The sequence below is a fragment of the Leptospira terpstrae serovar Hualin str. LT 11-33 = ATCC 700639 genome (assembly GCF_000332495.1).
Lineage (GTDB): Bacteria > Spirochaetota > Leptospiria > Leptospirales > Leptospiraceae > Leptospira_A > Leptospira_A terpstrae.
In genome coordinates this window covers 1-21,181 of the sequence record NZ_AOGW02000006.1, presented here as the reverse complement: position 1 = coordinate 21,181, position 21,181 = coordinate 1, and the positions used below count along the sequence as shown (strand labels likewise).

The 21,181-nt window shown below is 38.4% G+C and carries 22 protein-coding genes; 14 read left to right on the top strand and 8 right to left on the bottom strand.

Annotated features, from left to right (window positions below; genetic code table 11):
- Positions 1–70: 70 nt before the first annotated feature.
- Positions 71–634, bottom strand: a complete 564-nt coding sequence (locus LEP1GSC203_RS02010) for a dihydrofolate reductase family protein (protein WP_002972405.1) — start codon at positions 632–634, stop codon at positions 71–73.
- 251 nt (positions 635–885) lie between these two features.
- On the opposite strand from LEP1GSC203_RS02010, the gene LEP1GSC203_RS19925 reads away from it, so the two are divergent.
- Positions 886–1,248 (top strand): hypothetical protein, encoded by a 363-nt coding sequence (locus LEP1GSC203_RS19925; RefSeq protein ID WP_232225736.1) that lies wholly within the window; start codon positions 886–888, stop codon positions 1,246–1,248.
- The gene (locus LEP1GSC203_RS19920) at positions 1,245–1,685 is read left to right on the top strand and encodes a hypothetical protein (protein ID WP_002972332.1); all 441 of its coding nucleotides are present in this window, start codon (positions 1,245–1,247) and stop codon (positions 1,683–1,685) included. Before LEP1GSC203_RS19925 ends, LEP1GSC203_RS19920 begins: the two co-directional genes overlap by 4 nt.
- On the opposite strand, the gene LEP1GSC203_RS02000 is transcribed toward LEP1GSC203_RS19920, so the two are convergent.
- The 3 genes from LEP1GSC203_RS02000 to LEP1GSC203_RS01990 form a co-directional block, all read right to left on the bottom strand.
- Positions 1,678–2,208, bottom strand: coding sequence for a hypothetical protein (locus tag LEP1GSC203_RS02000; RefSeq protein WP_232225734.1), 531 nt, complete (start codon positions 2,206–2,208; stop codon positions 1,678–1,680). The two genes, LEP1GSC203_RS19920 and LEP1GSC203_RS02000, sit on opposite strands and share 8 nt — an antisense overlap.
- 246 nt (positions 2,209–2,454) lie before the next feature.
- Positions 2,455–3,267, bottom strand: a complete 813-nt coding sequence (locus LEP1GSC203_RS01995) for a helix-turn-helix domain-containing protein (RefSeq protein ID WP_051064132.1) — start codon at positions 3,265–3,267, stop codon at positions 2,455–2,457.
- Entirely contained in the window at positions 3,245–3,715 is a 471-nt protein-coding gene (locus LEP1GSC203_RS01990) for a PaaI family thioesterase (RefSeq protein WP_002972936.1), read from the bottom strand. The genes LEP1GSC203_RS01995 and LEP1GSC203_RS01990 overlap by 23 nt, the downstream gene beginning before the upstream one ends.
- A gap of 466 nt (positions 3,716–4,181) precedes the next feature.
- Here LEP1GSC203_RS01990 and LEP1GSC203_RS01985 point away from each other — a divergent pair, with 466 nt between their 5' ends.
- The 6 genes from LEP1GSC203_RS01985 to LEP1GSC203_RS01960 all read left to right on the top strand — a co-directional run bounded on the left by LEP1GSC203_RS01985 (position 4,182) and on the right by LEP1GSC203_RS01960 (position 9,563).
- Complete coding sequence (locus LEP1GSC203_RS01985; protein WP_232225733.1) at positions 4,182–4,691, top strand: DUF1554 domain-containing protein; 510 nt, start codon at positions 4,182–4,184, stop codon at positions 4,689–4,691.
- Between the two features lie 196 nt (positions 4,692–4,887).
- A complete protein-coding gene (locus LEP1GSC203_RS01980) occupies positions 4,888–6,453 on the top strand; it encodes a methyl-accepting chemotaxis protein (RefSeq protein WP_002972603.1) in 1,566 nt (521 codons plus the stop codon).
- A 61-nt stretch (positions 6,454–6,514) separates the two neighbouring features.
- Entirely contained in the window at positions 6,515–6,751 is a 237-nt protein-coding gene (locus tag LEP1GSC203_RS01975; RefSeq protein WP_232225730.1) for a hypothetical protein, read from the top strand.
- Positions 6,752–6,781: 30 nt separating this feature from the next.
- On the top strand, positions 6,782–7,813 hold the full coding sequence (locus LEP1GSC203_RS01970) for a hypothetical protein (RefSeq protein WP_002972812.1): 1,032 nt from the start codon (positions 6,782–6,784) through the stop codon (positions 7,811–7,813).
- Between the two features lie 315 nt (positions 7,814–8,128).
- The gene (locus LEP1GSC203_RS01965) at positions 8,129–8,560 is read left to right on the top strand and encodes a DUF2089 family protein (RefSeq protein WP_002972766.1); all 432 of its coding nucleotides are present in this window, start codon (positions 8,129–8,131) and stop codon (positions 8,558–8,560) included.
- Positions 8,561–8,570: 10 nt separating this feature from the next.
- Positions 8,571–9,563 (top strand): pentapeptide repeat-containing protein, encoded by a 993-nt coding sequence (locus LEP1GSC203_RS01960; RefSeq protein ID WP_002972363.1) that lies wholly within the window; start codon positions 8,571–8,573, stop codon positions 9,561–9,563.
- Positions 9,564–9,616: 53 nt separating this feature from the next.
- Here LEP1GSC203_RS01960 and LEP1GSC203_RS01955 read toward each other — a convergent pair whose 3' ends face one another.
- Complete coding sequence (locus LEP1GSC203_RS01955; RefSeq protein ID WP_002972591.1) at positions 9,617–10,639, bottom strand: rod shape-determining protein; 1,023 nt, start codon at positions 10,637–10,639, stop codon at positions 9,617–9,619.
- A 144-nt stretch (positions 10,640–10,783) separates the two neighbouring features.
- Between LEP1GSC203_RS01955 and LEP1GSC203_RS01950 the strand changes: the two genes are divergently transcribed.
- From LEP1GSC203_RS01950 to LEP1GSC203_RS01940, 3 genes are read left to right on the top strand one after another with little or no spacing between them, the layout of a single operon-like run.
- Positions 10,784–12,385, top strand: coding sequence for a Ppx/GppA phosphatase family protein (locus tag LEP1GSC203_RS01950; protein WP_002972931.1), 1,602 nt, complete (start codon positions 10,784–10,786; stop codon positions 12,383–12,385).
- Positions 12,382–14,949 carry a SpoIIE family protein phosphatase gene (locus LEP1GSC203_RS01945; RefSeq protein WP_002972441.1) on the top strand — a complete coding sequence of 856 codons (2,568 nt, stop codon included), beginning with the start codon at positions 12,382–12,384 and terminating at the stop codon, positions 14,947–14,949. The genes LEP1GSC203_RS01950 and LEP1GSC203_RS01945 overlap by 4 nt, the downstream gene beginning before the upstream one ends.
- Positions 14,950–14,999: 50 nt before the next feature.
- On the top strand, positions 15,000–16,217 hold the full coding sequence (locus tag LEP1GSC203_RS01940) for an MFS transporter (protein WP_002972605.1): 1,218 nt from the start codon (positions 15,000–15,002) through the stop codon (positions 16,215–16,217).
- An 85-nt stretch (positions 16,218–16,302) separates the two neighbouring features.
- Here the strand turns inward: LEP1GSC203_RS01940 and LEP1GSC203_RS01935 are convergent, their stop codons facing one another.
- Complete coding sequence (locus tag LEP1GSC203_RS01935) at positions 16,303–17,781, bottom strand: leucyl aminopeptidase (RefSeq protein ID WP_002972283.1); 1,479 nt, start codon at positions 17,779–17,781, stop codon at positions 16,303–16,305.
- On the bottom strand, positions 17,778–18,251 hold the full coding sequence (bcp, locus tag LEP1GSC203_RS01930; RefSeq protein WP_002972544.1) for a thioredoxin-dependent thiol peroxidase: 474 nt from the start codon (positions 18,249–18,251) through the stop codon (positions 17,778–17,780). The genes LEP1GSC203_RS01935 and bcp overlap by 4 nt, the downstream gene beginning before the upstream one ends.
- A gap of 78 nt (positions 18,252–18,329) precedes the next feature.
- On the opposite strand from bcp, the gene LEP1GSC203_RS01925 reads away from it, so the two are divergent.
- A complete protein-coding gene (locus LEP1GSC203_RS01925) occupies positions 18,330–18,725 on the top strand; it encodes a hypothetical protein (RefSeq protein WP_002972692.1) in 396 nt (131 codons plus the stop codon).
- A 27-nt stretch (positions 18,726–18,752) separates the two neighbouring features.
- On the top strand, positions 18,753–20,225 hold the full coding sequence (locus tag LEP1GSC203_RS01920; protein ID WP_002972384.1) for a potassium/proton antiporter: 1,473 nt from the start codon (positions 18,753–18,755) through the stop codon (positions 20,223–20,225).
- A gap of 116 nt (positions 20,226–20,341) precedes the next feature.
- On the opposite strand, the gene LEP1GSC203_RS01915 is transcribed toward LEP1GSC203_RS01920, so the two are convergent.
- Entirely contained in the window at positions 20,342–20,773 is a 432-nt protein-coding gene (locus LEP1GSC203_RS01915; protein ID WP_269570771.1) for an APC family permease, read from the bottom strand.
- 113 nt (positions 20,774–20,886) lie between these two features.
- Here LEP1GSC203_RS01915 and LEP1GSC203_RS01910 point away from each other — a divergent pair.
- Positions 20,887–21,181 (top strand): helix-turn-helix domain-containing protein (locus tag LEP1GSC203_RS01910; protein ID WP_002972177.1); only part of this gene is annotated, 295 nt, incomplete at its 3' end.

Below are 21,181 nucleotides of genomic sequence, written 5' to 3'. Positions count from 1 at the left end.
GAGAGGATAAACGGTGGCAAAAGTCCTTTTTGCCTTCTTCTCGTTGTGTTATTCACTTGGTTCGAAAAATTTATTTGATCTCTGCCTTTTTATAGTGAAGGGCGATAGAACCGGAAGGAAAAGATTCTGAGCCTAAAAAAACTAAAGGAAGAGTCTTTTTTAAACTGATTGTATCAAACAACCGAGGCCCACTTCCGGCTATCACCGGATGGTTCACGAAACGATACTCATCTATCAACTGTGCTTGAGAAAGTTGAGAGGCAAGGCTCAAACTTCCAATACAAATGTCCTTTCCTGGTTTTTGTTTTAAATCGTTCACTTCGTCCGCTAAAGATTTTTTAGCTAACCTTGTATTTGGATCTTCAACTTGTTTTACTGTATGGGAGAAAAGAATTTTTTCGAGAGAAGTAAACACTTGTGAAAACTCATTGCTGACTACTGACATCGACGGATCTCTTGCCACATCCGGCCAAAAAGGTACCATCAGTTGGTAGGTAGTCCGACCATAGAGAATTTGATCTGCATTCTTTAAAATGTTGGTAAAGTATTGGTGTAAGTCATCATCTGCTACCATACCCTCGTGGCCATAAAATCCATCTGTTGTTGCATTGATTGCAAAAATAACCTTTCTCATAAGCCTTTTTATAAGATGTTAGTATAGACGGGAAAGTAGATTTTGAGCGGATATTTTGTCACTTTGAGAAATTTTGAAGATTAATATCCATGCCTATATAGTTTTCGACTTAAATCAATCGAAAGGATCAGTTTTTTGATTGGTTTGGAACGAGATAACCTTTGTCAGTTGCAACAGAAAGACACTTATTTTTTAATTTGTTATTAGATAATTTTAGCATATTATGAATAAGAGTGTTGTTTGTTTTCCTTATGATGAATTGTGATACGATTGTAAAGGATTATACACCTAATAGCTATTACTTTTCTTCCAATGAAATTGATACGAGTTTTTATGTAGATGATAAAAAATTAAGTGAGACAATTTTAGAAGTACAAATACCTGAAGTCCCTAATAAAACTATAAAAATTCGTGTGGAAAAAACAGATTTTAAACCGGAAGAAGTAGAGTTACGTTATCAGTATAATCCAAATGTAAATATAAATTGGTTCTTATTGGTATTTTATCCGGTTGGTGTTCTTGTTGATTATTTTAACGATTCATTCTTTAGTTATAGTGCAGAAAAAGATTTTTTCATTCTACAAAAAACTCCAAATTTACCGAAAATGACATGAACAAATCCTATATTTCCTTTGAAGAAAAGAGAAAGAATTTGAAGCAGGCTAATGGCTATTTAGTTACCAATGGATCTACCAAAATTTTCTCTTTTGTTCGATTTGAAAAAAGTGGATATACCGAATTAGAAAATCGAATCGGATTTTTAACTCCAGGGAAATATAGAATTAGCGCATATTTCAGTTATACTATAACTGTTGGTAATTGCAATACCACTTACGAAGGAAAGGAAAACGAAACGATAGATTTCGAAATCTTTCCAAATGCATTGACTGTAATTTTTACAGATTTTGACCAAATCAAAGGCAAAACAGTTTTGCAATTATTTCAATCGAAAGTAAATCCAGATTTACACAAATTTTCTGCATCAATGTTGCAGAATTCTGGAAAACAAATCTGTCCTTCCTTTAATATAGCCGGTTTGAAAATTAATTAGTTTTTTCAATCATTACTGGAATTTCTTCAAAATTGGGATCCCCATTTTTCCGGACTCGAAAAATAAGTTGGTTCGGAAGTTTGTCTTTTGGATAAATGAAAGCAAAAATTCTAAACATTGAATATCCTGGTTCTAAAGTTTCATTTTTAAGATTCACTGCTTCCGTTTCATATCTATCATCTGTTGTAGTTTTCAAAGTTTCAATAAAATTTCCGCCCCAATAAACACGAATGATTTTATGTAATTCTTGTCCTTGTAAAGGTATTACAGGTTGTAATGAAACTTCTAATGGAAAATTGGAAGTATTTTTTATTTCCAATTCGACATTTACTACGTCAATAGAATTATCGTTTGGATAATAACCTCGCGTTTGAATTCTATATCCAGATGTTCTGTCGATATCTAATATTTTGAAAGAGACGAAGTCATTTTTTCCTGACAATTTCGCTTTTGCAGCTCTTTCTTCTAAAGTTGAGCAACCAACTAACAAAAACAATAAAATAAAGGTTAGTTTTTTCATCATTAAATTCTACAGTTGAATTAGTATATTTTAAAATACAACTAAAATTGATGATAGATTTGTAAAAGATTGTAACGAATGTTTAATGGTGAAACAGTGTTCATTTCCTCTGCGCCCCGGATAGTAGCGGAAATCCTTTGCGTAAGCAAAGATTGGAGCGGATAGCCGGAAATGAGCGCCCCAAAACAATTATACTAACAATTATTTTGCTATAAAATTAGGAATTGTTTATATGTTAGTCTATGATTTTTAAAGAACTTTGAGTATAGTGTCGATCTGTTCGTTTTGAATGTACCAGCGGATTGATTCTCCTTTTTTAAATATGATGGAAGGAGAAATTCCAAAGATATCGCGAAACACATTGGTAAAGTGTGCTTGGTCGTAAAAGCCTGCATTCAGTGCCGCATCGGCAAGGGTGGCACCTCTTTTCAGTGCGATCACTGCAGTTTTGATTCGAAACCACTTACGGAAAGCACGAATGGGCAGACCAACCACATTCTTAAATTCGTGTTGTAGCCAAGACTCAGACATTCCGATTTCATGGGCAAGTTCTTCTACATTTACGGTTTCTTCGGGACTATTGATGAGTCTTCGTAAAACATGAATTAAGCGATCGTCGTCTTGTATTTTTTTGGCAGATGTCAGTCGGTTAAAGGGAAAGGAGTGGCTTAGAATATTGGGATATTGTTCCGGGTTTGCTTTTTGAATTTCAAAACAAGTAACAATCAATTCTTGCGCCCAAATGGGATTTGAGGAAAGTCCATTGGGGCCTGCCTCCATTGTGAGAACTTCGCCGATTTCACTTCCGGGATCTGCAAATAAAATTCCGACCGATCCATTGAGAGCTGTCTCGTGACTCAACGTTCCATCAAAAACAAAACAACGAGAACTCATCCATTCTATGTTTCCTTTGACACGTTTTTTGATTTCCGTATCAAGGCCAACGATCGTTGCAGAGGTAACCGTAGAATGAATTGAAAGATACTGCAATTGTCCAACGAATAACACAGCACCTCGAAGAGCACAGATTACGTTAAAATCAACGTGGTTCTGCGATTGCATATTTGTATTTTGCTTGTGCCGTTCTTTTATTTTCTTCGTTAAAAAAATCGCAGACATATTCCAAAAGTTTTCCTTTCTTTTGAACGAGTCTTGCTTTTGCACGAACGGTTTCAGTTCTTACGGGTCGTAAGTATCGTATGGATGCATCCATCGTAAAGGTCCTTTCCTTTTCGTTTTCCACATGGAAGAAAGCCATGATCGAAGTGAGCGTATCACCGACACTAAAGAAACAACCTCCGTGCATAAATCCGTGTAGAGCTCTGTTGCTTTGAGAGTAGGGAATGTCGGCTTCGGAAATTTCCGCGGTGAGATTCAAAACTTTCATATTTGTTGCACCTGGATGGCACTGGTCGATCAGATTTTGAGCCTGCTCCACGAGAGAACAGTTTTCTTTTAAAGTAAAAAGATCCATCGGTACATTGTGATATAATAATTCTAAAACTGTCATCTTTTCCACCGTTTGTTTTTTTATAGGGAGAAGAGTAACATGTGACAACTTACAAGTCTTGGAAAAACCTGCAGAGGGTGGATTTTCTTTTTGAACCTTGTGAGCTTCTGATTTTCTGGTTGTATCTGTGTTGCTAAAGGAAGAGAATTAAATAGTGGCAAATTTTATTACAGAAATTGGTAGACAAGACAAAAATCCTTAAAGAATGATAATTTCTTTTCCTCCGGATTCCCGTCCCCGGAGGACAGGAAAATATAGAATATGTTAAAATGGGAATCGAATAGTAAAAGTTATGAGAATAAAAACAGGATTTTTTTGTTTCTGCCTTTTGTGTTTTCTTAACTGTAAACCAGCAGAGCTGTGTAATGCAGCTGATGTTTCCAATAAATGCGGAATCTTACAATTGACTAAGCAAAACCCAAATCAGGATAATTCGCTGCGCACTCCTCGCTGCACAACGTGTAAAATGTTCGTCACAGCCATTAGCTATAATGCGAATTTGGGAGGCATTGTTGGTGCAGATAACAAATGTACATCTGATTCAAACAAACCTGCTACAGGTATTTATAAAGCATTGATCGTGGATGATGTAAATCGCAGAGCCTGTACAAGTGTTAACTGCGCTACTGGTGGAGTTACGGAAAATATTGATTGGGTATTTTCACCTAATGCAAGCTATGTGCAAGCATCAAATACATCCAATGTTATTTTCATAACTGATGTAAATGGAGTATTAAACAATAATTTAACGAATTTAATTTCAGCCGCAACGGGAATTTGGACAGGGATCAAAAACAATCCTTCTTGGGATTGGCAGACCGATACAACACATACATGTTCGTCTTGGATGGATAGTGTCTCTGCAAACTGTGGAACCTATGGAGTTACCTCTTGGAATGATAGCCGCTCGATTGCGATTACCTCTGCCTACGGTAACGGAGGAACTCTAAATAATTTACTCTGCGTGGAGCAGTAGTTTTGGTGTGAAATGGGTTCTTTAAAGGAAACGTAAGGTTTTCCTGGGCTTCTTGTGAAACCAAACAACGCCCCCAAAAAATTGACTTCCATTGGCCTAATTCAAACTAAAGATTCTTTACCAAATTTATCAAATCCGATATATTTCTTTACGAATTTTGCGAAAAATACCGTCCTCTATATTGGAGATTTTACCTATGTCATCTGTTAATGGAAACTACTTAGAAAAAGGAAGTATGGTAGCGAACACGATTCGTATTTCTTTTGCGATTGTGATGTTATCGATCAATATTTTCTTTATGGTAGCGATTCCTACAACGGAAAAAACAATGAGCCTCATACTATCTTCTTTAGAATTTGTAGTATTATCGTATGGTGTTTATACTTTCTGGCTTTACCGAAAGAAAAAATTTTATTTAAAATTTGCTTACATTTCCATTTTACTCGATATCATCATCTACTCGAGTGTATTTGCCATCGTTGTCATTATGTCAAAAACTCCAGCAGAAAAAGTCTCAATCGCAACTCTTCCATTTGTAATGTTGGTACTACTTTTTGTTGTGATTTATTCAGGATTTTTATTATCACACCGACTAACTATGGCAGTTGGATACATTGCCATTTTTAGTTTACTTCTATACGTTTACTTAGGTGTAATCGGAGGTGCGGAAATCAAGTTCATTGCAACATCCGCAAGCGAATTTGGAATTCCTTTTATCGGAATCAATACAATTGCTTTGATTTGTGGTGTTCATATGATGAGTGCTGTTGTGAAATTTATGTCGAATTCTAGTAATGAAGCAACAAAATCCGCTGAAGAGGCGAGACAAAAATCAGAAGCAGCAAATCTTACAAAACAAAACATACAGTCAGAAGCAGAGACCTTAAACAAAAGTGTACAAGAAATGTTAACATTTATGGATTCTTTAAATTCTGAAATCCAAACACAAGTATCGAGTGTAGAAGAAATCAGTGCCTCGATGGAAGAACTTGCAGCATCTATGGACAGTGCTAGCGATTTTGTAAAATCACAGTTTACAAGAATAGATGGCTTAAACCAAGAAAGTTCGGTGATGGATAAAATTTTGTCCGAAGTTTATTCAGCAACAAGCAATTTGGCGCAAACCACGGATGAATCCAAACAGTATAGTTTTCAAGTCACCACCGCTATGGATTCAGTAAGTTCCAATTTTGAAGAAATCAAAGAAAGTTTTCAAAAAGTGGAAGAGGTGAACCAAATTTTAAGAGATATTGCTGATCGCACCAACTTGCTTGCGTTAAATGCTTCAATTGAAGCTGCAAGAGCAGGTGAACATGGAAGAGGGTTTGCTGTGGTAGCACAAGAAGTTGCAAAGCTTGCCGATAGCGCCCAAGAAAATGCCTCCTTAATTTCAAAAATCATTACACAAGCATCCAAACAGATTGTAAGTGGAAATACTGCGGCGACGGAAACAAAAGAAAAAATGGGAGTCCAGGACAAAAGTTTTGGAATTCTTGTTTCAAACCTATCGGATTTAAAGACCAAAGTCGAAAAACAAACATCCATTCATAAATCATTTTTGGATTCATTTCAGGAATTGTTCTCACTCTCTAAACAATTGGAAGTAGTGGCATCAGAACAAAAAATGGGAACACAAGAAATGTCGAGAGCACTGGTATCCATCGAACAATCCGCTTCTTCCCTTGCATCCAATACTTCCCACTTGCGTGAAAATGTGGATGGACTTTCAAAACAATCAGAACGATTGGCAAAACACATTTAAGATAAATACACAAAACACGAATGTTTTTCAATATGGAGATCAAAACATGAAAAAAATCTTTATGGCTTTAATTTTAACTACAGCTTTCGCACTAGTTACTTTTAATGTATATACTGCTGTGCCGGCAGATATGGCAAAAGAAGTTTACGTTCCTTTTGATCCAAACAAAAAGAAAGTAGGTGAAGAGTGTAAATCTTCCGACGAATGCCAAAAGCACCATGAGTGTACAAATAATGGTGAAAAAAATGTCTGCACGGCTCCTCCTCCACCGAAGTTACCACCAGGAGCTGTGACTTAACATTAGAAAAAAGTGGGAAACAACTGATCTATGAATTTAGTTTTGTCTAAAGTTTCCCGCTTCGATATTGGTTTTATCTTCGGAATCACCTTACTTGCTTGTACGATGTCGGGTCTTACCGTAATCTGGCCTTTACTTTTTATACCCATGTTAACCGTTCATAGTTGGCTTTTTGGGTATGAGCATTTATGGTCAACTTACACTAGGCTTTTGTTTCACACTGATGATCGCAAACGTTACGCAGCATTGATCTGGGTTGTACCACCAATTGTATTTTTCGTTCTTTTTTCTATCGGTAAAACTTGGGGGCTCAAAGGAATTTATCTTACTTATTTTATCGGACAGTTTTTCCATACCGTTCGACAGAGTTGGGGTATCACACAAGCTTACCGTCGTCAGGCGGGTGGTATGAGTTGGGATTCAGAACGATTGTCCGAATGGACGTTGTGGTCGATTCCTATCTGGGGATTTTTGCATCGCTGTGCGGAGAGACCGAATGAATTTTTGTTCCAAGAATTTTGGCTTCCTCCGGTGCCGAAGTTTTTTGTTCATTTAGTAGGTATTGCCACGATCACACTCTGGTTGTATTGGGCCTACACTCGATTCACTGCGTTTCGTCGAAAAGAACTGGCCTTCGGTCATAGTTTGTTTATGATTTCCCATTTTATTGTTTTTTATCTGGGTTATATTTGGATAGAGGAATTGTGTTCCGGTTGGTTACTTGTCAACGTTTGGCATAATGTTCAATACATTGCCTATGTTTGGTTTTATAACCAGAAACGATTTGTTTTTGGAATTGATACGAAGGCAAAAGTTTTGTCTTGGCTTTCGCAAAGGGGACTCAGAAATACCATTCTGTATTTTATTTTCACAATCGCACTTGCCTTACCAATGTATTACCTACTTCCCGAAATAGGATTTACCTTAGATGGATTCTTCCAAAACCAACTGGTTCCAATGGCCGTTGTTTTGGCCATGTCATTCACCTTTCATCATTACATTGTGGATGGAGTGATCTGGAAACATCGTCATCTTCCAAACATTCCTCACTTTACACCTTGAGAAATGGAAGCGCACTAAATAATATATTTTTCGTATAACAGTTATTAGTTTTATTTCCTCACCAAGTTAAACTTTTTAGTTTTGATTTGGGTTATAAGGTCCACTTGTTTTACCCCAACCCCATTCAATAGAACCTACAAAGTCAGCGCGAATTTCCGGATCGCTTTTTAAACCAACTTCATCAGCGCAAGCTCTGGTAGGGAAACGATTCCGGGGTGATTTATGGATTTGCACTGGTTAAAATTTAGTTTAAAATATTAAAAAATGATTTGAAATATTAAATATATCATTCATAAAGGTTGGTAGGAGTTCATTATGCCTTTAGGTGATCCAAAAAAAATCGATTCTAGTCTGAGTTGCCCATCCTGCCAAGAACCTCTCCGGCCCATGGTTCTCGGCTGCGATGGATGTGGGATTCGAGTCGAAGGACCATTCCAACTCAACGAGTTTGCGACCCTCTCTGCGGATGATCTTCACTTTCTGCGTATTTTTGTGCTCAGTGAAGGAAGAGTCCGTGATATGCAATCTTCGCTAGGACTCAGTTATCCGACGATTCGAGCTCGGTTGACTTTGTTAAAAAACAAACTTGTTGGGGACGACCTTACAACCAAATCCACGGATCGAGAAATCCAAAAAAGCAAAAAGACCGGTGGAGCTGATGAGGTTCTCGATCAACTTGCGAAAGGCAAAATTGATTTCGATGAGGCGATGCGGACAATACGCAAACTTCCAAAAAATAAACATTAAGGTGAATCGGATGAAAGAAGAAATTCAAAAAGTATTACAGATGGTGAAAGAAAATAAAATCTCTGAAGCACAAGGTGCAGACCTTATCTCGGAACTATCCCAAGTGAATCAAGAGACCGACGAACATAGAGCGAAACCATGGAGTTTTCGTTCTATTGGCGAACAATTTATTAAGTTTTCAAACGATGTAGAAGGGCTCTACGCGAGCGATTTAAAAGATAATAATATGTCCATGTCTCGTGTGCAGATTCCAAAAGGAGATCGTTTTCAGTTCAAAAATAATACGATCCGTATGTCGTCTATGGATCAGATGATTCTAGACGACTCTGATTTTATGAGAAATACAATCAGTAAAAGTAATCTTCAGGCATTCAAAGTCACACGTGGGTCAATTCAAAATTGTGAACTCTCTGCGAGTAACCTAGAACATTGGCAAATCGATGATGGACACTTTGATACAGTGGAAGTTCATAGCTCCCACCTAAAAAAAGTCGAAATCACTTCATCAAACGTTACTAACTCTCATTTTACCGCTGCTTCGGTAAAAGACCTAATGATACGTGATCGGTCAGATCTATCAGCATGTTCTTTTGAGGGTGCGCAGTTGAGTCATTTAGAAGTATCTACTTCTACACTTAAAGGGATGGAACTTCAAGCATCAAGGCTCCAACACATTCGATTTATGAACACTACAACAGATCAACTTGTTGCTCGGTTTATGCGGTTGGATCATACATCCTTTGAAAATTGTAGACTGAGTGATGTGCTTTTTACCGCAAGTGAAGGATGGAGAAAAGTAGGATTCGAACAAGTAAAGTTTGAAAATGTAAAACTAAACAAAGCCCTTTTTGGAGAATGTGATTGGAAACGAGTGACGATCAAAAATGTTGATCTTTCCGAAATCAGGGTGATGAATCAGAAGTTGACTGATGTTACGATCGATGGTAACGCAGAATTTTGTAAAGTATTTGGAATCGTATCCAACTCAGTTGCCGCAGTTTAAAAAAAAAGGGGAACCAAAGTTCCCCTTTTTTCACCTAACCATGTAACCGATGTTTATCGGATTCCTGGTTTGATGTATTTCAATTCATCCAAGTAACGTCCCGTTCCGAGTACCACACAAGTCAGTGGGTTTTCGGCACGGAATACCGGAACTCCGGTTTCTTTGGTGAGGTAGTGTTCGAGACCACGAAGGAGGCAACCACCACCTGTGAGAACGATTCCTCGTTCCACGATGTCAGCTGCCAGTTCTGGAGGAGTGCGCTCGAGTACGGATTTGATTCCGTCTAGGATTTCGTCTGTTGGTTCTTTGAGAGCTTTACGGATTTCGTTCGAGTCAAGTTCCAGGGTGCGCGGAAGACCAGAGATGGCATCACGGCCTTTCACTTCCATGGTGTCGACACGTTTGTCAGCAAAGGCATTTCCGATGGTAAGTTTGATGTCCTCGGCAGTTCTTTCTCCGACGACTAGGTTGTATTGGTTACGAAGGTATTTTACGATGGCTTCATCAAATTCGTCCCCACCTGTGCGGATGGACTCGGCGATCACCATACCTCCAAGAGAGATCACCGCGATTTCTGTGGTTCCCCCACCGATATCAACGATCATGTTCCCTGCTGGTTCATGGATGGGGATGTTCGCGCCAATGGCTGCGGCAAGAGCTTCTTCGATGAGGAAGATTTCGCGAGCACCCGCTTGTTCAGCGGACTCCCGGACGGCACGTCTTTCTACTTCGGTAATTCCGGAAGGAACTCCGATAACGATGCGTGGTTTTACAAAAGTAGTGCGGTTGTGAACTTTAGCGATGAAGTAACGAATCATCTTTTCTACAGTTTCGAAGTCGGCGATGACTCCGTCTTTCATGGGGCGGATGGCTACGATGTCCCCAGGAGTTCTTCCTAGCATTCGTTTGGCTTCTTGGCCAACGGCAAGGACTCGGCCAGTAGAGGCCTGGACTGCCACGACCGACGGTTCTGATAGGACGATCCCTTGTCCTTTCACATGCACGAGGGTGTTCGCGGTTCCCAAATCGATTCCCATATCGTTCGAGAAAAGTCCATAGAGGTTATCAAATATCATATCAGATCCTGGTGAAAGAAGTACGAAAGGGGGAATTTCAGGTGGGTTAACACCAAAATAATATAATTCTACCCGTTCCCCATAATTTTCGGCTGGTTTTTGCTTTCAACCGTAAAAATTTTCGGTACGCTAGTTAGATACAAAATGCTTCCTTTCTCACAAATTTTAAGAAAACCCAATCCTGCATTTCGCACGGAAAAGATACTCGCTGCCATTGATTTAGGCACAAATTCTTTCCATATCGTCGTCGTAAAACTAAGACCGGATGGTACACTTGAATATCTGACCAAAGAAAAGGAATCGGTAAGACTAGGTAGTGGTAGCAGTGATTATGCGGTCATTCAGGAAGATGCTATAGAGAGAGGGATCGCTTGTCTCAAGCGGTTTCAGTCCCTTGCTGACTCTTATAAGGCCGAAATCCGAGCCGTTGCCACAAGTGCCCTCAGAGAAGCTGAGAACCGCCAAGTATTTCTCGACCGAGCAGAGAAGGAGACGGGAATCCAAATCCAAGTCATCTCCGGAAATGAGGAAGCACGCCTCATTTATTTAGGGATTTTGCAAGGCCTACCTGTCTTTGACAAACGAATCCTTCTCATCGACATCGGGGGAGGGAGTACAGAACTCCTTATTGGAGAAAAGGGAGAGATTCTTTTTTCCACTAGTTTAAAACTCGGGGCCATTCGGTTAACAGAAAAGTATCTAAAGAAGGATCCATTGAATGCCACCGATATGCAAAAATGTCGGATTCATATTGAATCAGTGTTATCTGCTTTTTTACCACAAATTGAAACTTGGAAACCGTTTATGGTTGTGGGAAGTTCTGGAACTATATCCTCCGTTGCCTCGATTGTCCTAGAAAAAAAGATGGAAAAACGGGACAGATTGAACGGAACAGAAATTACGATCGATCAGTTTAAAGAAGCCCGCAAACAAGTGTTAGATGCTGATAGTCTTAAGAAAAGATTAAAAATCCCTGGCCTTGATGCCAAAAGGGGAGATATCATTGTGGGTGGAGTTTTAGTATTGGATGAGGTTTTACAAAGGATCAAAGCCCCTTCCATTACAGTAAGTGATTTTGCGCTTCGAGAGGGTATTGTCTATGATACGATTGAATCTTGGTACAGACATACGGATTCCTCCCTTCCTCCCTTGGATAATATTCGAGAAAAAGCCATCAAAACTGTTGCTAATCTATATCCAGCCGGAAAAAAACATGCAGAAGCTGTGGCAAAGATCACCTTGCAGATGTTTGATGATTTGAAAGATTTACACAAATTAGGAAATTTGGAACGCGATTATTTGGAGACAGCTTGTTATTTGCACCAAGTAGGCTTATGTATCTCTCACCACAACTACCATAAACATAGTTATTATATCATCAAAAACTCAGAAGCCATGGTCGGCTTTTCCAATGCAGAAATAGAAATCATTGCTCTCCTTGCCCGTTATCATAGGAAGGGTGGCCCTAAAGGAAAACATGAAGAGTTCAAAGCCTTACGAGTAGAAGACCAACTCCTAGTAAAGAAATTAGCTTCCTTTCTGCGCATTGGCGATGGACTTGACCGATCGGAAAAATCTATCATCGAAAGATTGGATGCAGTAGTTGAAAAAGGAAAAGTTGTCTGTAGATTGTATCATAAAAAAGGAGAAGATCCTAATTTAGAAATTTGGTCTGTGGCAGAAAAAAAAGATCTTTTTGAAGAAACCTATGGCGTATTCTTAGATTTTCAAACTTTTACATTATGAAATTTTTCAGAATTGCCTTTCTTCTCTTTCTTTATTTTCCCATCTCTCTTTGGGCATTGCCAGTGGATCTTACAAAAAACTGGAATGTCAAAAAAGGTTGGTGGGAATCGGAAGTTCCTACAGGCACTGGTTGGATTCCTTTAGAATCTCTTCCTCTTGTATCTATCAAATCACAGTTGGAATTTCCCGATGGGAAATTGCAACAAATCACAATGGTAAAACCATTTCTTTTATCAGAAATCGATTTTAAGGAAACGGAATCGGATTCTTTTGCCTTACACATTCCCTATCTTTCCAATGTGTACAAAGTGTACATAAATGGAGAGTTGGTTTCGAAAAGTGGGATTTTAGAAAAAGATCATATCACTGAAAGTGGGTACAAAAGAAATATCCTCATCAAACTGTCTCGGAATTTATTACGAGTTGGAAAAAATGAAATTCGAGTTCTTCTTGCGTCAGAACCAGGAGAAGAATTAAATTTTTATAAAGTATTTAATGATTACGTTACATCTATAGATCGTTATACGGTACTAGAAAAAGTTGAGGATGAATATGCAACCTTTATGTTGTTATTTTTATACTTTTTTGTTGGAATTTACCATGGTTTGTTTTATTGGAAACGACGAAATGAAACATACAATCTTTACTTTGCACTCTTCGCTGTATTTTTATCCGCTTATATGTATTTTAGATCCCAAGCCATTTACAGGTGGGAGGTGGACCCTTTTACCACAACAAAAATAGAATACTTTATCGTGTTTTTGACACCCACCTGGCTTTTGTTATTCGTTGATTCTTTTTTTCGTAAACGAATCAGTCCCATTACAAAAGGGTATTTTGGATTTAGCCTATTTTTGGCGGTTTTACAATTTTTTGTGAATCGGGCAAGTTCCGTGATTCTTTTGCGGGTTTGGCAAGGATCTGTTTTGGCATTTAGTGTAGTTTTGTTTTATATCACTGTACGTGCAGTGATGAAAAACAATAAAGACGCCAAGCGTTTGTTAATTGGAATATTCTTTTTGATGTTTACGGCCATTTGGGATATTTTGGGTGCTTCGGGCATGATCCCCATCCAAAATTTAAATTTATCTAGGTTTGGCTTTTTGTTTTTTGTGCTCGGGATTGCCGTTGTGTTGGCAAATCGGTTTTTGCGGGTGCATAAACAAGTAGAAGAATTGAATGCCAACTTAGAAAGAAAGGTAGTTCAAAGAACAAATGAATTGCAAGAAACTCTCACTAGGGTTCAGGAATTAAAAATCCAACAAGATGGAGATTATTTTTTAACTTCGTTACTCCTTGATCCACTAAACGATTCAAAAAAATCCCATTCCAAAATGATTGGGATCCAATCTTATACTAAACAAAAGAAGGAATTCGAGTTCAAAGGAAAAATTAAAGAAATTGGCGGAGACCTAATCATCTGTGATGACATTGTTTTGAATGGTAAAAAGTACTTCGTATTTATTAACGGAGATGCGATGGGGAAATCCATCCAAGGTGCCGGTGGTGCCCTTGTGTTAGGTGTTGTTTTTTTATCCTTTATTAAACGCACACAGCTTTTATTGGAAAGTCAATCTAAGTCTCCAGAACGATGGATGAAAGAATGTTTTTACGAACTCCAAACTATATTTGAATCCTTTGATGGATCCATGCTCGTTTCCGTTGTCCTGGGACTTGTGGAAGAAGAAACGGGAGTTTTGTATTATCTCAATGCTGAACATCCTTGGACTGTTTTGTATAGGGATGGTGTTGCTTCTTTTATTGAAGATGAGTTGGAACTTCGAAAGATTGGAACCAAAGGGATGGCGGGACAAGTTCGCATTCGAGTCTTTGTTTTGGAACAGGGGGATGTTCTTTTTATTGGTTCGGATGGTCGTGATGATTTGATTTTAGAAACGGGATCTGATGGATCACGTGTGATGAATGAAGATGAAACCAAATTTTTACAAGTGGTTGGCGAGTCGAAAGGAGAATTGGAACAAATTGTAATGAACCTGCAGTCTATAGGAAGTTTTTCTGATGACCTAACTTTGTTACGTTTGGAATGGATGGGTTCAGCCAAAAGAATGAGTTCTTCTTCACTTAATTCTGTCGGAACAGATCATTTTTTATATTCCGAACTCCAATCGGTCTTGGAATCAGGGAATGCTGAAGAAACCTATAAAACCATAGAACGAATGTTAACCAATGAAAATCTGGAAGATGATGTTCGAATCAATTTACTTCGAGAAAAGTCTCGCATTTCACTTTTATTGAAACGATTTGATTCCGCTGTAGAATCTTTAGAATCCATTTTCCCCTATTTTGTAACAGACAATGAAATTCTTTTACAATTGAGTTATGCATATAGAAAATCAAAAAATGTACGTAAGGCTGTAGAGATTGGAGAGAGGTTACGTGCGAGGGATCCGAAACATATCAGGAATTTAATCAATTTAGTAGAATGTTACAGACTTTTGAAAAACAAAGAACGGGCTCGTAAAATTCTGGAAAGACTCGGGACCACTTCCCCTGAAAATTCCCAATATTTAAAGCTCAAAGAAATTTTGGACAAAGAACTTTAGTTTGCAGAATATCATTAAGATTGGCGAATAGATCAGAATAAGGAAATAGAATGGATTTTAAGTTCTCTACATATCATGTTTTTGTAGTTGGTTTACTGGCTTTTTTACAATTCACCGTTGTCCTAGATTTTATGATACTTTCTCCGCTAGGAGTTTTGGTCATGAAAGAATTACAAATTTCAACACAACAGTTTGGGTTTGTCGTTTCGGCTTATGCATTCAGTGCTGGGATCTCCGGAATCATTGCCGCAGGTTTTGCCGATCGTTTTGATCGCAAAAAGATGTTACTATTTTTTTACATAGGTTTTGTGGTAGCTACCTTTCTCTGCGGAATCGCAACTAATTACATCTTTTTATTTGGGGCAAGAATCTTAACGGGAGTTTTCGCAGGGGTTCTTTCCTCTATATCCTTTGCCATTGTTGCCGACTTATTTCCTCTTCAAGTAAGAGGCCGGGTTATGGGTTTTATTATGACAGCCTTTGCTGCAAGTCAAGTTTTTGGACTACCCATTGGTATCTTTATCTCTAATTTATGGGGATGGCAGTCTCCTTTTTTAATGATAGCAGGGATCAGTGGAACTGTAGGGTTTCTGATTTTTTTCTTTTTAAAACCTCTCACAACTCATCTTGATAACAAAACAGAAAGACATGCTTTTATGCATCTTGTGAAAACACTCACAGAACCTAAATATTTTCCGGCGTATATTGCAACGACCTTACTGGCAACCGGTGGTTTTATGCTGATGCCATTTGGTTCAGCGTTTTCTGTTCACAATCTTGGGGTAAAATTAGAAGATTTACCTTTAGTTTATATGGTTACAGGAGTTGTATCTATGTTAGGTGGTCCACTTATGGGTAGATTGAGTGATTGGATAGGCAAATACAAGATGTTTGTCATTGCATCATTCCTTGCTGCAGTGATCATCATTTATTACACAAAAATGCAAGTCACACCTTTACCAATGGTTATTTTTATCAATTCCATTCTTTTTGTATTTGTTGCTGCACGAATGATTTCTGCCAATGCATTGACTTCGGCAGTTCCCGACTTACATGATCGAGGTGCCTTTATGGCGATTAGTTCTTCTGTCCAACAGATTTCCGGAGGTATTGCTGCCTCTGTAGCAGGACTCATTGTTGTACAAACTCCTAGCGGTTATATGGAAAGGTATGAGACATTAGGGTATGTAGTGGCAGGAGCGATTTTAATTACCGTGATCTTAATGTATAATGTGAATCAAATCGCTCTGAGTAAACATTCCAAATAAAGCACAGTATAGTTTTATTAAAACTTAAAATTCGATAATTACGGTGGAGATTGAAAACCCTCCACCGTTTTTTTTTTAACTTGTTTTACTTTTTCGCTAACTCGTTTGCTAAGTCAACTAACAGTCGCACTCCATATCCAGTAGGACCGTGGAATTGTGTTCCCGATTTTTTCTTTCTCCAAGCAGCACCGGCAATGTCAATATGAGCCCAATTGATGGATTCATCCACAAACTTGGAAAGAAAAATTCCTGCAGAAATGGTTCCTGCCCCTTTCCCCCCACCAGTGATGTTTTTCAAATCAGCAATGTCTGATTTCAAATCTTCGCCGTATTCTTCCCAAAGAGGAAGTTCCCAAACCCTGTCATCCGATGTTTCAGAAGCCTTAAAGAGTGCTTCGCGTAACGGATCTGAATTAGTAAGGACGGCCGCTGCTTCATGACCAAGGGCAATGATGACAGCCCCTGTGAGAGTTGCGAGATCCACCATGTAGTCTGGTTTGTAGTTTTTGGAAACATAGGATAAAACGTCCCCAAGTACAAGCCTTCCTTCGGCATCTGTGTTTTGTACTTCTACTGTAGTTCCATTATAAGCAGTATACACATCACCAGGTTTGATTGCTTTCCCATCTGGCATATTTTCTGCCACACCAATGGCCGCAACAATATGGATCGGAAGTTGAAGTGCAGCAATGGCACCAATCGCGTGTATGGTGGCTGCAGCCCCGCACATATCATACTTCATTTCATGCATTTCCCCAGGGGGTTTGAGTGAAATTCCGCCGGTATCAAAAGTTAAACCTTTTCCTACAATGGCAAATTTCTTTTTGGCTTTGGCTGGTTTGTATTCCAAAATAACCATTTTTCCTTGGAGTTCCGATCCGCGTGCTACAGCTAGGATCCCACCAAGACCTTCTTTTTTCAATTGCGGTTCGTTCCAAACCTTAATGGACAGTTTGTACTCTTTTGCAATTTCTTTAGAACGAGAAACAAAGTCATCAGGAGTGAAGTAGTTTGCAGGAAGGTGCGCTATATGGCGAGCACCATTGACGTGTTTTGCGACAATTTTACTTTTTGATAAACCAGATTCTGCTAAACTAACTACCGTTTTATCTTCAAATTTTAAATATACTGCTCCCACTTTCTTCTTTTCTTTTTTCTTTGTTTGTAAAACAGAGACCGGATAACTACCGATAAAAAGTGTATTGGCAATTTGGTATGCGATTCGGTCCGCAGAGAATTTTTTAGAAAGAGATTTTGAAATGATGATTTCAAGGCCCATTCCATCATAACTTAATATTTTTTCGCCGTATTTAAAAAACTGAGAGATGAACTTTCTGAAATTTAGTTTTTCCTTTTCACCTAATCCAAGATAGATGCTCTGTTCGGATTCGTCTCGAAATTCTTTTCCTAATTCTCCAGAAAAAACTTTTGTTTCTATTTGGACCGGGAATTTTTTCCCCAATTCTTCTTTCACATCCTCTTGGAAGATAGGAATGAGTTTGTAATAAGAGCCGGATTTTGGGGCACCGATTTGGATTTGTAGTGGAGAGATTTCTATTTTCATTTCCCTTGGATTTCCTGAATGTCTTTGATGATTTCTTCAACGTGTCCTTTTACCTTCACGCTGTCATAGATTTTTTTGATTTTGAGAGAACTGTCTAAAAGGAAGGTGGATCTGACGATTCCCATTCCCTTCCTTCCCATAAATACTTTTTCTCTCCAAACGCCATAGGCTTCACAAATTTCACCCGTTTCATCCGAGATTAAGTCAAAGTTGATTTCTTGTTTTTCGATGAACTTAGTATGAGATTTGGGATTGTCTTTGGAGATACCAATCACATTGAATCCAAATTTTTTGAGCCTAGCAAAATTATCTCGGAAGTCACAAGCTTCTGTTGTGCATCCTGGTGTCATGTCTCTGGGATAAAAATAAACAACGATCCCATTTTTTCCTGTTAGGTCTGCGAGTTTTACTTTTTCGCCATTTTGGTTGCTACTTGTAAAATTGGGGGCTTTTTTGCCTACTTCCAACATATATTTCTCTCCTGGTTATTGCATTCTTTTAGACAATTTTCAGTTGTCAATTTCGGAATTTGGTTCGATACTCTTTGTATGGACTCCAAGGAAAGAGCACAACTCATTCGCGAAGCAAATACCGCCTTCAACGCAGGCGATATTCGGAAAGCTCGTGAACTCTTTCTAAAAACCGATTACAAAGATGGTCTCATTCGTTTGGGTGACCATTTTATGTACGATAGGAAACTTCCTATGTTGGCCTTTGGATACTATAAAAAAGCAGGTAGACAGGACAAGGTGGACGAAATTTTCCAACGAATGGTCTATGCACTTTCTGTATGGCTTGGTCGTGACAAGTGGAAACAACCTGAATCTGCAAATCAAATGGATGCATCTCATAACAAATCATCCACTCCGCTCAATCCAGAAGACTTCGTTGTCCATCCCATCCTAAAAGCAAAGGCTTTAGAGATACTTTCTTCTAAACGATAGTCGTTCGAGATCGTCTAAGGAATAAACATGATCGATAGTTTTACCTTACAAGCTCTAGTCATCTCTACACTCATTCTATTTTCCATTTTATCGAGTAAACTATTCTTCCGTTTTGGATTTCCTATTCTTCTTATTTTCTTAACCTTTGGTATGTTAGCTGGTGCTGATGGTCCTGGAGGGATTGATTTTAGCGATTATAGTTTGGCTCAGTCCATAGGTATTTTTGCACTGATTTATATTTTATTTTTAGGTGGACTTGAAAGTGAGTGGGATAGTTTAAAAAACTTTCTAGCTGTAGGGATTCGCCTCTCTATCATTGGAACGGTCCTTACCGCACTCATTTTAGGTGTGGTCATTCATTATTTATTTCCTGTGCTTGGATTTATGGAATCCTTTTTACTCGGATCCATTGTCAGTGCCACAGATGCAGCTTCTGTTTTTAATATTTTTAAGACAGACTCTACGGACTTACCAGTTCATTTAAAAAAGATCATTGAATTTGAATCTGGATCTAATGATGCAGTGGGAGTTTTACTCACCACCATCTTTATGAATCTACTCAGTGCCGATGCTAGCTTTAGTGGATTCCAGTTCTTTCGATTTTTTGTAATGCAAGTCCTTGTAGGGATGATGATGGGGTACAGTTTGGGGATTCTCATTCTCTATTTGATGAACTCCGTCAAACTGGGGTATGACGGTCTATATTTAGTTTTTATCACCGCATCCGTTCCTTTCATTTATGCAGTGACTACTGTCTTTCAAGGCAATGGATTTTTAGCCGTTTACATTGCAGGCATCATTGTTGGAAGAAACAAATTCATTCATAAAAAATCCATCTTTCGTTTTCTCAATGGATATGTTTGGATTTTGCAAATTGGAATGTTCCTTTGTTTCGGGTTGTTGGTTTATCCCACACGAATGGCCAATATTTGGGTCCCGGGACTTTTGATTGGGGTATTACTAATCCTCTTTGCAAGACCATTGGCAGTTTTTATTTCCTTATTCCGTGTGAACTTACCTGTCAGAGAAAAGTTGTTCATTTCTTGGGTGGGACTTCGCGGTGCCTCCCCCATCATCCTTGCCACATTCCCGATTGCCCAAGGTCTTGTTTGGGGAGATTTACTTTTCCATATTGTATTCTTTGTAGTTCTTGTATCCTTACTCATCCAAGGATCTCTCATTCCCAAAGTGGCACAATGGTTAGGAATATTAAAAAAAGATCCTGATCGTAAAATTTATCATCCCACGGACTTTGATAACATCGAGTTCCCAGGTATGACCTTGCAAGAGTTAATTGTTCCCTATAACTCCAGTGTGGTGGACAAAGCATTGTTTGAAATTAAACTTCCTGAACAATCTCATATCCTACTCATTGCTCGGGGGGAACAGTTTTTGATTCCTTCAGGAAACACCCAAGTAAAAGGCGGGGATGTGGTTTGGGTTTTGGCTAAAGACGATGTAATGCCTATCATTGGTAGAACCTTTATGGCAATCGCATAAAGGTTGTGATTATAAAATATAATCTTAGAATCTATTAGTAGAATAAAACGAATGTTTTTTAGTTTTTAATCTTCAGATTCTTATTATCTTAACTTCAGATTTCTTAATTTCTAATTTTATTTTTTTACTTTGACCATCTTTTGATCTAATCGAAATCCGTAATACACAGGAAGGGCAATGAGAGTGATCATCAGTCCCCATCCTGCAGTGATTGGTTTTTCAATAAAGAGAATGGTCATAACGGCAATGTTTGCAAAAATATAAAGAAAAATAGGCAAAGGATACAAAGGGATTTTGTAATCGGATTTCATTCCCATCTTTTCAAATCGAAACGGTGTCGCCGCTGTAAGACAAGACAAAATGAGAATGGAACAAGTGATCATATAAAGTAGTGCTTCGATTTCTTTCACAAACAAAAAAAGAATCGCTACAAAGGCCTGAAAAAATATAGAAACATAGGGACTATGCCATTTGGGATGGATTTTGGAAAAAGAGGGTAGAAACACTCCATCTCTTGCCATAGCAAAGTATACCCGACTTCCCCCAATCAGGATGGGGTCTGTACTAGTTTCATCCCTTACAAATTGATCTCACAACATCCTTTACAAACAAGAATTTAATTCTTCGATTCAGAACACGATGTACACACCAGGAGTGTGTCATGGCTTGGAAGGAGACAAACGTGTTTGAAGAAAGAATGAAATTTGTTGTCGCTTGGAAACGTGGTGGGTGGTCTCTCACTGACCTTTGTCATGAATTCAATATCAGTAGAGTGACGGGGTATAAATATTTAAAGCAATACAAACTATATGGGATCGATGGGTTAAAAGACAAAAGCCGAAGACCGAAATACCATCCACACCAAACTCGAAAGAAAATCATTGAACTAATTTTACAAGAGAGAAAAGACCATCCCAGGTGGGGAGCAAGAAAACTCCTAGCATCACTCTGTGCGT